Raw genomic sequence first — 12,447 nt, 5'->3', positions numbered from 1 at the left:
GCCCCGTCCGAACAAACAAAACCACAGAAACGGACTCCAAGCCCCTGGCCCGCCTCCGCTGACGCTGGGAGGCATGGGCTTAGAGGAATTTGGCAAGAAATAGGAACGTAAACTTCACATGCGCCACCATCGCAAACTGACCGACGAAGAGCGCCGCCAGATCATCGAGGCCCGCGCTCAGGGCACCTCTGCCGCCGTGCTGGCCCGCCGCTTCGGCGTCTCGCCTAGGACGATTTACAACACGCTGAGCAAGGCCAAAGGCACACGACCGGCCCGCACACGACCGGCCCGCACCCGAACCATCAGCACCCGCTTGAGCGCGCGCGAACTGGCCGGCCTCCAGGCCGCGCTGGCACGGCGCAGCATCACCGACCACCCTGCGGCACTGCGCCGTCTGATGGGGGCGGCCGACATCCTGCTGCGCCCGGTCGATCCGGTCGTGCTCGACCATCTGCAAGCCTGGGGCGCGCAGGTCGCCAACGAAGGCGCCGCCGTCAACCACATCGCCCGCAAGCTGAACGAGGCCAAGCTGCGCGGCCGCCCTATCCCGTTCACTGATGACGACATGACCACGATCCGCACCTTCGCCGGGGGCTTGTTCGAATTCGCTGAGGAGTTTTGCATACTGTGGGAAGAGCTGCTTGCCGCGATGGCGTGCGAGGTCGACAAAGCGCTGGCAGGGTTGGCAACAACGGGGTCTGATCCCTAAAGCAGCTCCATCATCTGAGCCGCCCGCTGCATCGCATCAGCAGCTATCGGCCCGCTGATCGCCTCCCGTACCTGATAACCGACCGCCAGCAGCGCCCTGTCCAGTGCTGGACCCAGCCGGTCCGTCATGTCTTGCAACAGTTCCAATGCACGTCCCTTGGGTAGACCTGCAGCGCGTCCCTCGGCCTCAAAATGGCGGGGCACGATCTCGTCAATGCCGTAGGGTCAGGACCCATTGATCTGCTTGAGGTGGCCTCGGCTGCGTGATTCAAACTCCCGAACTGATGGGGGTGACGATGAGCAATCTTTTCTGGCTGACGGAAACACAGATGGCCCGGCTTCGGCCTTTTTTCCCAAAGAGCCATGGCGTGCCGCGCGTCGATGACCGGCGCGTTCTGAGCGGCATAATCTTCATCAATCGCAACGGCTTGCGGTGGTGCGATGCGCCGAAGGAGTATGGTCCGCCTAAGACGCTATACAACCGCTGGAAGCGGTGGGGGGACATGGGGGTCTTCGCCCGGATCATGGAGGGCCTTGCCTCTGAGGCGGCGGTCCCGAAGACGGTAATGATCGATGCGACCTATTTGAAAGCGCACCGCACGGCGACCAGCCTGCGGACGAAAAAGGGGGGTCCGACGACCAGCGGGGCCGTCTGATCGGCCGCACCAAGGGCGGCATGAACACGAAGCTGCACGCGGTCACCGATGCCAATGGTCGCCCGATCCGTTTCTTCATGACCGCAGGCCAGGTGAGCGATTACACGGGCGCGGCGGCCCTCATGGGCAGCCTGCCAAAGGCGGAGTGGCTGCTGGCCGACCGGGGCTATGACGCTGACTGGTTCAGAGATGCGTTGAAAGACAAGGGAATAAAGCCCTGCATCCCGGGCCGGAAGTCGCGCGGCAAGCCCGTCAAATACGACAAGCGCCGCTACAAACGGCGCAACCGGATCGAGATCATGTTCGGGCGTCTGAAGGACTGGCTACGGGTCGCTACCCGCTACGACAGATGCCCGAAGGTCTTCCTATCCGCCATCGCTCTCGCAGCAACCGTCATGTTCTGGCTATGAAACGAGAACGAGTCCTGACCCTAGATTGGTGGACCCTGCAGCGTTACGCTGAGCTATAGATGTCACCAAGGGCGGTTTGTGGACTGACATCTGTGCGACATGGCATCCGAAGGATTTCGCAAAAGTCACCCTTCATGGGTAGTCGTCAACAAAGGTCCGCCAGAAACAACATTTGCTTGCTGCTGGGCAATTACCTGAAGTCGAGAGAACATATGGATTTTCGGCATAGCCGAGCCGGAAAACTGGGCCGGGCCAAATGCGTTTACAAAGACAAATGGTCGTTGATCTCGTTGCTAATTCGGCCAATCAGCCGAAATAGAAGTGTGCTCAGCGGTTCAAGATCAATGGCCGCAGCCGATAAAACCACCAGATAGCCGCGTGTGTCGCGGGCTACCCATCTGCGCGCGATGAGTTCACGGACCTTGCGCCGAACCGACTCGCGCGGGATCCCCGTGTAAAGCGAGATCGACTCGATGTTGATCGGACGCGCGTCAGCACGCTTTGCCCGGTCATCTCCAAGGTCATCATACTTGAGCGAAGAGGTGGGATGCGCCAGCACCCTCCCGTCCTGCAGCGTTGCCAAACCGATCACGGCGAGGATGATCATCTTGTCCATGTCACCGTCGAATGCAGACCGTGCCGAAATCAGATACTGAGTCCAAGGGTCGAGGATCTTCGGCCAGATTTCGACGTAGCGCTCGCGCATGAGTGTGGCTGCGTCTGCTGCACGCTTGTTGTTCATCGGCCAGTCGCCTCCCTGCGCAGTGTGCTTGTTTATCATCGGCATGATCTGAAAGCAAAAACTCTTGTTCCCAAAGCCCGGAATGGTTGGCTACGTGTCACATCCCGGAAGGTGATATGGCTGTTTCCTGAACACCTCCGGTTTCAGTTTGTGCCAGTCCCTCATCGCCTGCAAGGGCGTCTTGCTGCCCAAGGCTGACTGCGGAAGCTGCTGATTGTAGAGCAGCACGTAGCGGTGCAGCGTGGTTTCCAGTTCCTCGCCTGAATGGAAGTGGTGGGATTGAAGCACCTCCTCGATCCGGCCGTTGAAGCGTTCGACCATCCCGTTGGTTTGAGGGTGCTGCGGCGGTGCGAGGCGGTGTTCGATTCCTAGGTCTGCGCAGAGTTGGTCGAACTCGTGCTTGCCGGTGGCCTCGCGTTTGCGCAGACCAAACAGGCGGTCGGTGAATTCCTTGCCATTATCGGTCAAAACCGTCCTGATCCGGATTGGGCAGGCCCGTTCCAGGTCGCGCAAGAACCGGCGGGCGTTGGCGGCGGTCTTGGCCTTGAAGATGCGGATGAACACCCAGCGGGTTGCCCGATCAATGGCCACGAACAGGTAGCGGCGCGAGGTTTCGTCAACCATTTGAGGCAGATACTTGACGTCCACATGCAGATAGCCGGGCTCGTAGGCCTTGAATGCCTTATGCTTCGGTCTGGGGTCTTTCGCCTGAAGGTCGCGCAGATTGCCCACCCCGTGCCGACGCAGGCAGCGGTCGAGGCCCGAGCGCGAGACATCCGGATTGAGGAATTCCCGCACCACCGCGAGCAGGTCGTCGATCGACACCAGCAATGACTTGCGCAGGACAACCGCCACCGCCTCTTGCGCGGGCGTAAGTGTCGTTTGAAGCCGGTGCGGCGTGTGGCTGCGGTCATGCACCGTGTCCCGGTGCTTCCACTTGTAGACCGTCTGCTCGGTCGTGCCGAACCGCTCCGCAAGGGCGGACGCAGGCTCAACGCTGGCCTGGATCGCTGCCCGAACCTTCGGCGTCGTCGTCGCCTGCTTGTGAAGATGGATCAGCATGTCCGCACCCCGCTCCGAATGTCCCTCAGAACCGATCTTGCCATGAAAAACGCAGAGCGCCGAGGGTCTATGTGATCATCCGGGATGGAACAGCTACGGGCTTGCAACCCATTATGGGTGATTATGTCCTTTGATCCTTACAATTCTGTTTGCGTACGTTGCAGCTACAGCGTTACCGTTAACAGTCACGATCAGTATTAAAGGAGTAGCGCTTTGAGGCACTTTAAAAAAATCGGCGTGGCTGCGGCTTGCGCTATCCTTATGCCCTTTGTCGCTTTGGCGCAGGACAACAAGATCGATAACGGGACCGACCCGACGAAGCTTAGCAGCAGTTTCACTCTCTCGTACGAAAATCTTAGACTTGTTGACGGCGGTGATTTGCAGACCCTGACTCTAAAATACGGCACGACGATCGGCACTGATGGTCGAACCGGCTTAAACCTGAAACTGCCGTTTGTTTCTACCAGCTTTGGCGAAACCGGTTTTGGAGTTGGTGATTTTTCGGTCAAAATTTCAAGAGTACTGACCATCACGCCCTCTTATGGAATCATCGTCGGGGCTGAAGCCGTGTTTGACACAGCCGATGCGCCCAACCGGGGTGCAGGGGTGGATGTGCTTGAGCTGTCGGGTGCCTATGCGTTCTTCTTCAAGTCCGGGACGATCCTTGCCCCGGCGCTTCTGCATTCGATGTCGATTGGCAACCCCGATCCCGGTCGGCAAGATGTGAGCCAGACGACATTTGACCTGTACTATGTGCCAAAGCTTCGCAACCCGAAGGCTTACATGACGGTGGACCCCGCGATCATTTACGACTGGGAAACTGATAAATTTTCGGGCGCGCTTGCAGTGACCTATGGCCAGGCGGTGGATCTTGGGTTGGCGGGCAATGAGAGCTTCTTCATCAAACCTAGCATCGGAATCGGCCGCAATCGTGGCGCGGACTTCGGGATAGAGGTAGGCTTCAAGGTCGTAGGGTTTTGATCAAGCGGCTAGTGCCCGAAACAAGTTGCGCGCGGCGACTTTACTGTCCGTCGCACACACCTAATTGGTGCCAGGGGGTCAGATGAGTTCCATTCTGGTTTCTTTCACCTCTTACATGGTCAACGGTTCAGTACCCTTTTGAGGAAAGCAGCAAGTTTCGGTACAAAGCTCACCCGATCTGGCTTGAGTCCTCATGCGTGTAAAGGGTGCGTAATCCGAGGCTGCAACAGAAGCATGTCACTGTACCAGCCGTATTTTTTGTTACATTTCTAACTTATAGGCCAAACAGTAATCAGAAAAGGAGCGTTTGCATGTCGGTCGAGAGGTTCGTCGTCTGTTCATTGGACAATCTACGGCCATCGATGTTGGTGGCCATTTTGTCGTGCATGATCACAGGCGCTGCTGCACCGGTCGGTTATGCCCAAGTCGTTGCAACCGAGGATTCTGCCAGCAGGATCGAGTCGGTGGATGTCAAGATCCTGAACCCCAGCGCGGATGCCGCAGTCAACGCCAGGATCATCGACTTGATCAGAAGGGAACTCCGGGCGTTTCCGGACGGCGCCTTTTCCCGGGCGGCAGCCGAGGTCGCCTTGGCCAGCGTACGCCGAACCGCGCCGGTGGCTGAAACCAGCGTAATCGTGTCGCCAGGCGCCACGGGCGGCGTGACTGTCACAGTCGAGGCGAGCCTGACGGATACACGCTCTAAAGCCTCGGAGCGGGGCTACTTCCTGACCGGGGATCGCGCTGATCTTCCGGTGCTGTTTGATCGAAACGGCACCTATATCGTAGGCAAGCTGGAAACGCTGACGATGGCCTATGCCAACACCAACGCATGGTATGGGCGGCCGGACCTTTTCCTGAATGGAAATCCTCTTGTCTCAGGTGACACGTCCGGGGCCGGCACCGACGCCTGGGTTGAGGGCTTTGTGCACGCCGGCATCTACGGCATCACCCCCTTGGCGGGATCGGCACAGATCTACGGTGGCCTGAGCGGGATCCTTGCCGGGTCCACGGGAACCGAGCTTTTCACCGACGACACGCGCCTGCATTTCGGGATCGAGGATGCCTACATCGGCATCGTGGGCGGTAACACATCGGCCAAAGGAAACCGCCTGGTCTGGAACATATCCGCCGGGCGCAAGCGCTTTGCGATTGGCGACGGATTCCTTATTGCGAACACAGCCTCGAACGGACAGGATCGCGCGGCGCTTCAGTCCAACCCGCGTTGGGCCGCCGATATGCTGGTCCTTGGTCAGTTGCGCTATAACGACACTCTGGTCGAGGCCTTCTATCTTGATCCGGACGAACTGCCGGTCGTGGAATCCAACACCAAGATGGCCGGTCTGAACGTCGAAACGCGGCTTGACGGTGGGTGGCAGCTGGGCGGCACCTACCTTCAGGTTGTGAAAAGCGATTTCAGCTATTTCGCGACGACGCCCCCCGATCCGGCGACGGCGTCCTTGGGCCGCGACGGGCTGGAAGTTTTTGACCTGCGCTTCCGCTGGCAGCCCGAGCAGAGCGGTCTCTTCGTGGTGGGCGAAGCCGCGCTGCAAAAAAACAGGCGTTTTGACATGAAGGCCACGGCCATAATGGGTGAAGTCGGCTACAGTTTCGCCAAGGCGACGTGGCAACCGACGGCCAGCTATCGCTTTGCCCGGTTTTCCGGCGACGATCCCGATACCGCCAGGTTCGAGCGTTGGGACCCGCTACTGTCGGGCGGCAACGGCGAACAGTGGGTGCAGGGCATCAACCATTTCAAGGTGTTCCAGGACAGCAACCTGATCGCACATCGGATTCAGCTTCGTCTTCGCCCCAGCCCCAAAGTCGAGCTTGTTCCTCAGATATGGCTGTTCAAGGCCGACAGCACGACAAACCTAGGCGGCAATCCGGCCTTGTCCTTTCTCGGCGGGGCGGATCTGGCCACCGAAGTGAACCTGACAGCCAAGTGGTTCATCTCCAAAAAGGCGTTTCTGCAGGGCCATGTTGCAGCGACGTTTCCATCCTCGGACCTGAAATCAGCATCGGGTGTGACCGGTGACCTTGATCCCTGGGTCAGTGCGATGGTGTTTCTGCGTGTGGCATTTTGAAATTTACTTCCAGAAATCAGGAGAAGATCATGGACAGACGTGACGTACTTAAGGGGGTAACCCTTGCCGCAGGCGCTGTGGTCGCTGCCAAGCAGGTTTTGACCCCGACGCCAGCCGAAGCTCAGGATGCATCGGCCGAAGCGCAGGCTGCGAACCGGAATGCAGTTGGAAACGCTTTGGTCCCTATGACCCCGCCAGACCCCGACTACTTCATCCCGGGCCGTTTTGCGGGCAAGACGTTCATCGTCACCGGGATGGCCCGGGGAATGGGTGCGGCGGCCGCGATGCGGCTTGCCCGCGAGGGCGCGAATGTCGTCGGCGTCGACTGGATCAAGGATCTGGGCGAGGCGTCGCATCAGGCCATCCTCGCTGCAGGCGGTAAGTCGGTTTTCATTCATGGCGATATTGCTGATCCCGCCGTTGCACAGGCTGCCGTTGATCAAGCGGTCGCGGTTTTCGGAGGTCTTGACGGAGCTCTCAACAACGCCGGTGTGATGGACGGGGTGTTTTCGGGCGATCCAATCGACTACGCCTCGCAAAAGCCGCTGGTCTTTGCCAAAATCCACGAAGCCACGGACGACTACTGGAACAACGTGTTGCGGTCCAATGCGACTGGCATGTTCACATCATTGCGCGCCGAGTTGCGCCAGTTGGTTGCACAAAACCGCGGTGGTGCCATCGTCAACGTCGGCTCGATCGCCGGGATGACCGGGCTTGCCGGAAACCCGGCCTATGTCGCGTCCAAGCATGCCGTGAACGGGCTGACCAAGAACGCCGCGATCGACTATGCGCCCTACGGCATTCGAGTGAATTCGGTCAACATGGCGGCCACCGACACGCCGATGGTTGAACGCGCAGGGGTACTCGTAAGAGCATCGGGCGCTGATGCCACCGGCCCCAGCATGGGACGCGCCAAGATCCACAGCGTCATGTCCTACACTGACCCCAACGGTCGCTCTGCCACCGTGGGCGAACAAGTGGGGATGATGCTGTTCCTGCTGTCGCCGGAAGCGTCGAACTTCACCGGCGGCATCTATGCCACCGATGGCGGCTGGACGGCTTACTGATCTAAATGGGCGGGGCGCACGGGCTACAGCTCGGCGCCCCACCCGCACCGGACCGAACACCAGAAAGGCGAAAGATGCACACGCGACGTGGCTTCCTCGGCTTGGCCGGTGTGATCGCAGTTGCCTCGCCGGCTTTGGCGGCAAGGGGCGACTGGATCACGCTTGGGACCCGCCGTGTCAACCTGTTCAAGGACCGAGACCTGATCTACGTTGGTTTGAAGAAGGGACTTTTCACGGGACTGAAGCTTCAGATCGGAGGAAGAGGTGTTTTCATGGAGCGCCTTCGGGTCAGATTTGTGAATGACGATAGTGCCGAACTTCCGGTGCGCAACTTCATCAGGGCAGGTAGCGAGACCCGTGAGATCCTGCTGCCGTCGTTGGTCCGGGCCATCCGATTTGTAGAACTGGAGTATCGGCGCATTCCCACGGGCGGTGAGGCAACGGTGACGGTCCTTGGGCGGCAAGCCTGATCTTGGCAGCTTTGCTCTGCGTCCGGCGAGTTGGATCGCCGCGCGACTAAAGACGTTGTCCGGCCTCGGCCTCGTTATTGCTGCCCTGTTCATGGCGGCGGCACTGACCCCAAGCCTTATACCCCGCAGCCCTGCCTTGCAGGGCTTTCTGTGCGGCCTCAGCCTGACTGCGGGCTACGCGCTCGGCGGCCTGATGCGACTTATCTGGCAGACGCTGGAACTGCCCCGCTTTTCCGAGTCGGCGCAACGTCTGCTGTTGCAGGGTGCAGGCCTGCTTGCGACGGGGCTGGTTCTTGCAAGCCTTTGGCTGTCACTCGGTTGGCAGAATGAAATCCGCCAGTGGATGGGAATGGCGCCCGAACAGTCGGGGCGGCTGATCGTGGTGCTGGCCATAGCGCTTGCCGTAGCCACGGTCCTGTTGCTGCTGTCACGGCTTTTCCTGGTCGTGGCGCACCTGGTGGAAGGTCGCGCCAAACGGTTCCTGTCGCGGCCACTGGCCTGGATGCTGGGCGTGGGAAGCGCAGCCTTCCTGTTCTGGTCGATCGGTAACGGTGTCCTTTTGACGCGAGGTCTTACGCTGATGGACAGTGCATATGCTGCAGTTGACGCCGTGATCCAGACCGACATTGCCCCGCCGGCCGATCGTGCAAAGACCGGTAGCGCCGCTTCGCTGATCGGCTGGCAGGGGATCGGCCACGAGGGCCGGAACACCGTCGCAGCATGGCCAAACGCCGCCGAGATTACTGGCCTGTCCGGCGTCCCGGCGCAGGAGCCGATACGGGTCTATGTCGGCCTGAATTCGGCTTCCAGTCCCGAGGCGCGCGCAGAACTGGCGCTGGCGGAACTGCTGCGTGTAGGGGCTTTCGAGCGCAGCCTGCTGGTCATTGCCACGCCCACTGGCACCGGCTGGCTGGATCAGGCCGGAATGGCACCCCTTGAAATCCTGCATGGCGGGGATGTTGCTTCGGTTTCGGTCCAGTATTCTTATCTGCCAAGCTGGCTTTCGCTGCTTCTTGCGCCTGAATATGGAAAGGTAACAGCGCGTGCTGTTTTTCGGCAAGTCTACGGCCATTGGACCAGCCTGCCTCAGGATCAGCGCCCGCGACTTTTTTTGTTCGGGCTCAGCCTCGGCGCGCTGAATTCCATGCTGTCCTCCGACCTTTACGAGGTGATCGACGATCCGTTCGATGGGGCGCTGTGGGTTGGCCCCCCATTTGCCAGCAAGGTCTGGCGCGACGCCGTTACAGGTCGCGACCCTGAAAGCCCGATCTGGCGGCCCGTCTTCCGCGAGAGTCGCACCTTGCGGTTTGCGAACCGAGGCACGGGGTTTCTTGGGCCCGACGAACCGTCGCAAAACTGGGGGCCGCTTCGCATCGGCTTTCTTCAGTATCCCGGGGATCCAATCACCTTCTTTGATCCGGAGAGCGTGCTGCGGGCTCCGGAATGGCTCGGCGAACCACGCACGCCCGACCTGCCGCCGGGACTGCGCTGGTATCCAATCGTGACCACGCTGCAAGGTATTTTGGACTTGGTGACCGCTACGCAAGTCCCGCCCGGACATGGGCATGTTTATGCCTCAGCGGACTACCTTAGGGCCTGGACGGATCTGACTGAACCAGTCGGCTGGACCCCCGACACCCTGGCCCGTATCGAAGCCGTGCTCAGTGAGCGCGGGCTTTAGCTATGCAACAATACAATAGGGAATCGACCTAATGACAAACCGTATCGTGCTTTTCTGCACCGGGGCCATCTGCCTGCTGGGTGGCCTGCTCGCGCTGTTCAACCCGCTGGCGGCGAGCCTAACTGCCGAGCAGATCGCAGGCTGGCTGTTCCTGTTCGCGGGCGTGGTCCAGGCATTTGCTGCGTTCCGCGAAGGCTGGTCGGCCCGGGCGTGGTTGACCGGGCTGCTTGGAGCGCTGGGCATCCTCGTCGGTGTCTCGCTTTTGGCCCGGCCGCTGGAAGGCATCATCGCGCTGACCTGGTTGGTTGCAATCTTCTTCTTGGTTTCCGGAGCGGCCAAGGTCATGCTGTCGTGGCCGCTGCGCAAGATGCCATATTTCTGGCTTTTGCTTGGATCCGGCACCTTGTCAGTAATTCTAGGCATCATGATCCTGGCCGGGTTGCCCGCCACGGCGGGAATCGTGCTGGGCACGATGCTTGCGATCGACCTCATCTCCAGCGGTGTCGCGCTGATTGCGCTTGGCTTGGCAACGGCGCGCGGCTCTTGATTGGGCGGCGAAATGCGATCCAACTGCAGCCTTTCAGGCTAAACCTTCGGTCTGGTTCGCAGCCTGCGCGAGCCGGGAAATCGGATTTGCTTGCGCAACAGTAGTACCGATCGGCTGCGCCACCGTCGCCTGTAGGCTGTGGGAAGGCTGGCACTGGACCGACGGGCTGTGCGTGTCTTTTGCCAGCGCGCTGTCCTGTCGTATTTTTGAAAATGCAAGAAAAGAGAAATGCTTGGGACCGATGTCACTGATAGTATTGCCGCTTCGCCACGGAAGAGATGTGTCTGGTAGCAAGCTTTCACGACCCGGACGCAGCCTTGCAGCAAGCAGACCCACAGACATCGACACTTGTCCTTTAGGAACATCTTCCCTGGCACCCTCATCCCCTTGGATCAAAACTCGGAGACCCCCATGGCTGACCAAGTGACCCCTCTTCTGAACGACGTGGAAAGACCTATCGGATCGGTTCGCTCTTCGCCGTCCGTGGCGCTTGGCCTGCCTGAACGGAACCCTTTCTTGTCGTCCGACATTTACGGTGTGACCCATGTCAACCCGGCACAGCAGAACAGCATCCCTTACAAGATCCCCCTGCGTGTTCAGTCGGTAAACCTTGGCGCATTGACCCCGATCTGTGGAGGCCCGGTCAACAACGCGACCTATTCCTCCGTTCAGCCCGGGTACTTCTGGTCGGTTGCGACGGATCGTGTCGCCCTGATTGATGCCCGAGACGGTCGCTGGGAAAAGGTCGCGGACATCGATCTGCCGGGGGCGATCCGACGTTCACCAGAGGCGCTTCGGCAGATCGTCGACTTCACGTATCGCGACATCGCTTCGGCCGAGGCCCACCTGAAAGCGATCCTTGGCGATGCGCCCGGAAATGTGCTGCCAGCTGGGATCTATGCGCTGGTCAGCAATGAGGACTTTGTCTATTCCAATGCCGGCACCACGGTTTCAGCCATCGGTCTTGTTGACCGCTCCGATCCGTCCAAAGGGCTGGAGGTCAAGGCACGGTTCGACACAGCGACCATCATTCCGCCAACCAGCGTGATGGGCGAGGAACCTAGTGTCGGATTGGTGGGCATGAACATGACCTATGACGGCCATGTCGTGGTCGGGTCGCTGAACGGTGTCGCTTTGATCGACGCGGCCCTGACCGGCGGCCAATTCATCAGCTTCGATGACGAAAACCAGATAGCGACCAATTCGCTGGCGGTCGATGCAAGCGGAGGTATCTATGTTGCCACCGGCTCGAAGGTACCGCAGCAACCCGGCGTGATGCGCAAACTTGTTTGGACGGGCGAACGGCTATCCGATGATCCAGTCGATGGGGCCTGGACAGCCGAATATGACGGCGGTGACTGGCCTCCGGCGATCAAGGCCGGAACCGGAACCGGATCGACGCCTACGCTGATGGGCTTTCGCGAAGGAGAGGACAAGCTAGTCCTGATCACCGACGGGTCGAACCGGATGAAGCTTGTCGCGTTCTGGCGCGACGAGATCCCCGCCGAAGCTCGGGTGGTCGAGGGCGCCCTGTCGCACCGGATTGCCGATCAGAAACCGGTCCGCGCCGGGATCTCGGAGGAACGACCATGGCTGCAATCTGAACAGACAATCATTGTTCTGGGCACGGGTGCCTTCGTGGTGAACAACCTGATCGAGGAAGGCCACCCCGACCGCATCATCGATGTCTTAACGGTGGGTCCGGTCCACGCTCCCCCACACGGAGTCGAAAAGATCGTCTGGAACCAGAAAGGAAAGCGGTTCTACTCGGCCTGGGCGCGTGGTGACGTGGTGTCGATCAGCATGGTGCCCGTGGCAAGCTCCGGTGCGGGAGCCGTCTTTGTGAATGGCTACAGTGCCGAGGACGGTTGGGAGGTTACCGGGCTGGACTGGGAAACTGGCAAGACGGTCTCGCGCACCATTTTTGGCCAGGACAACAAAGGCAACGGCGCCTATGCGATCCTGCAGTTCTTTCCGGATGGTGACATGCTCTTTAACTCTGTCATTGGGCCATACCGCATTCCGCTCGGTTAGGA

At 59.9% G+C, this 12,447-nt stretch carries 13 protein-coding genes; 9 read left to right on the top strand and 4 right to left on the bottom strand.

Annotated features, from left to right (window positions below):
• Positions 1–118 precede the first annotated feature (118 nt).
• On the top strand, positions 119–709 hold the full coding sequence (locus D1012_RS10000) for a helix-turn-helix domain-containing protein (protein ID WP_118151665.1): 591 nt from the start codon (positions 119–121) through the stop codon (positions 707–709).
• Here D1012_RS10000 and D1012_RS09995 read toward each other — a convergent pair.
• Positions 706–855: a hypothetical protein gene (locus D1012_RS09995; RefSeq protein WP_199489471.1), complete on the bottom strand. Its 150-nt coding sequence runs from the start codon at positions 853–855 to the stop codon at positions 706–708. The two genes, D1012_RS10000 and D1012_RS09995, sit on opposite strands and share 4 nt — an antisense overlap.
• 149 nt (positions 856–1,004) lie before the next feature.
• Here D1012_RS09995 and D1012_RS09990 point away from each other — a divergent pair.
• Positions 1,005–1,774, top strand: a protein-coding gene (locus tag D1012_RS09990; RefSeq protein ID WP_267897826.1) for an IS5 family transposase whose coding sequence is annotated in 2 segments (ribosomal slippage) — positions 1,005–1,341 and positions 1,341–1,774 — 771 coding nt in all. Because the reading frame shifts where the segments join, the coding sequence is not laid out codon by codon here.
• A 262-nt stretch (positions 1,775–2,036) separates the two neighbouring features.
• On the opposite strand, the gene D1012_RS09985 is transcribed toward D1012_RS09990, so the two are convergent.
• Both D1012_RS09985 and D1012_RS09980 read right to left on the bottom strand, forming a co-directional pair.
• Positions 2,037–2,516: a hypothetical protein gene (locus D1012_RS09985; RefSeq protein ID WP_147335664.1), complete on the bottom strand. Its 480-nt coding sequence runs from the start codon at positions 2,514–2,516 to the stop codon at positions 2,037–2,039.
• 90 nt (positions 2,517–2,606) lie between these two features.
• Positions 2,607–3,578, bottom strand: coding sequence for an IS481 family transposase (locus D1012_RS09980; RefSeq protein WP_118151661.1), 972 nt, complete (start codon positions 3,576–3,578; stop codon positions 2,607–2,609).
• A gap of 213 nt (positions 3,579–3,791) precedes the next feature.
• Between D1012_RS09980 and D1012_RS09975 the strand changes: the two genes are divergently transcribed.
• The 6 genes from D1012_RS09975 (at position 3,792) to D1012_RS09950 (ending at position 10,411) form a co-directional block, all read left to right on the top strand.
• The gene (locus D1012_RS09975) at positions 3,792–4,559 is read left to right on the top strand and encodes a hypothetical protein (RefSeq protein WP_147335663.1); all 768 of its coding nucleotides are present in this window, start codon (positions 3,792–3,794) and stop codon (positions 4,557–4,559) included.
• A gap of 311 nt (positions 4,560–4,870) precedes the next feature.
• Positions 4,871–6,646, top strand: a complete 1,776-nt coding sequence (locus tag D1012_RS09970; RefSeq protein ID WP_118151657.1) for an alginate export family protein — start codon at positions 4,871–4,873, stop codon at positions 6,644–6,646.
• A 29-nt stretch (positions 6,647–6,675) separates the two neighbouring features.
• Positions 6,676–7,713: an SDR family NAD(P)-dependent oxidoreductase gene (locus tag D1012_RS09965; protein ID WP_118151655.1), complete on the top strand. Its 1,038-nt coding sequence runs from the start codon at positions 6,676–6,678 to the stop codon at positions 7,711–7,713.
• A 74-nt stretch (positions 7,714–7,787) separates the two neighbouring features.
• On the top strand, positions 7,788–8,183 hold the full coding sequence (locus tag D1012_RS09960; protein ID WP_158569301.1) for a DUF2541 family protein: 396 nt from the start codon (positions 7,788–7,790) through the stop codon (positions 8,181–8,183).
• On the top strand, positions 8,167–9,864 hold the full coding sequence (locus tag D1012_RS09955; protein WP_199489470.1) for an alpha/beta hydrolase: 1,698 nt from the start codon (positions 8,167–8,169) through the stop codon (positions 9,862–9,864). Before D1012_RS09960 ends, D1012_RS09955 begins: the two co-directional genes overlap by 17 nt.
• A 31-nt stretch (positions 9,865–9,895) precedes the next feature.
• Positions 9,896–10,411, top strand: coding sequence for an HdeD family acid-resistance protein (locus D1012_RS09950; RefSeq protein WP_118151649.1), 516 nt, complete (start codon positions 9,896–9,898; stop codon positions 10,409–10,411).
• Between the two features lie 33 nt (positions 10,412–10,444).
• Here the strand turns inward: D1012_RS09950 and D1012_RS22415 are convergent, their stop codons facing one another.
• A complete protein-coding gene (locus D1012_RS22415; RefSeq protein ID WP_147335661.1) occupies positions 10,445–10,753 on the bottom strand; it encodes a hypothetical protein in 309 nt (102 codons plus the stop codon).
• A gap of 69 nt (positions 10,754–10,822) precedes the next feature.
• Here D1012_RS22415 and D1012_RS09945 point away from each other — a divergent pair, with 69 nt between their 5' ends.
• Positions 10,823–12,445: a hypothetical protein gene (locus D1012_RS09945; protein ID WP_147335660.1), complete on the top strand. Its 1,623-nt coding sequence runs from the start codon at positions 10,823–10,825 to the stop codon at positions 12,443–12,445.
• Positions 12,446–12,447 lie beyond the last annotated feature (2 nt).

It is taken from the genome of Pseudotabrizicola alkalilacus (assembly GCF_003443995.1).
Classification (GTDB): Bacteria; Pseudomonadota; Alphaproteobacteria; order Rhodobacterales; family Rhodobacteraceae; genus Pseudotabrizicola; species Pseudotabrizicola alkalilacus.
The sequence above is the reverse complement of the archived record's forward strand: the minus strand, read 5'-3'. Positions and strand labels throughout refer to the sequence as shown.

Bases quoted from the DNA above. Each gene is read 5' to 3' on its own strand.
- D1012_RS09980 (WP_118151661.1), bottom strand. From the start codon at position 3,578: ATGCTGATCCATCTTCACAAGCAGGCGACGACGACGCCGAAGGTTCGG.
- D1012_RS09960 (WP_158569301.1), top strand. From the start codon at position 7,788: ATGCACACGCGACGTGGCTTCCTCGGCTTGGCCGGTGTGATCGCAGTT.
- D1012_RS09945 (WP_147335660.1), top strand. From the start codon at position 10,823: ATGGCTGACCAAGTGACCCCTCTTCTGAACGACGTGGAAAGACCTATC.
- D1012_RS22415 (WP_147335661.1), bottom strand. From the start codon at position 10,753: ATGTCTGTGGGTCTGCTTGCTGCAAGGCTGCGTCCGGGTCGTGAAAGC.
- D1012_RS09950 (WP_118151649.1), top strand. From the start codon at position 9,896: ATGACAAACCGTATCGTGCTTTTCTGCACCGGGGCCATCTGCCTGCTG.
- D1012_RS09985 (WP_147335664.1), bottom strand. From the start codon at position 2,516: ATGAACAACAAGCGTGCAGCAGACGCAGCCACACTCATGCGCGAGCGC.
- D1012_RS09965 (WP_118151655.1), top strand. From the start codon at position 6,676: ATGGACAGACGTGACGTACTTAAGGGGGTAACCCTTGCCGCAGGCGCT.
- D1012_RS10000 (WP_118151665.1), top strand. From the start codon at position 119: ATGCGCCACCATCGCAAACTGACCGACGAAGAGCGCCGCCAGATCATC.
- D1012_RS09970 (WP_118151657.1), top strand. From the start codon at position 4,871: ATGTCGGTCGAGAGGTTCGTCGTCTGTTCATTGGACAATCTACGGCCA.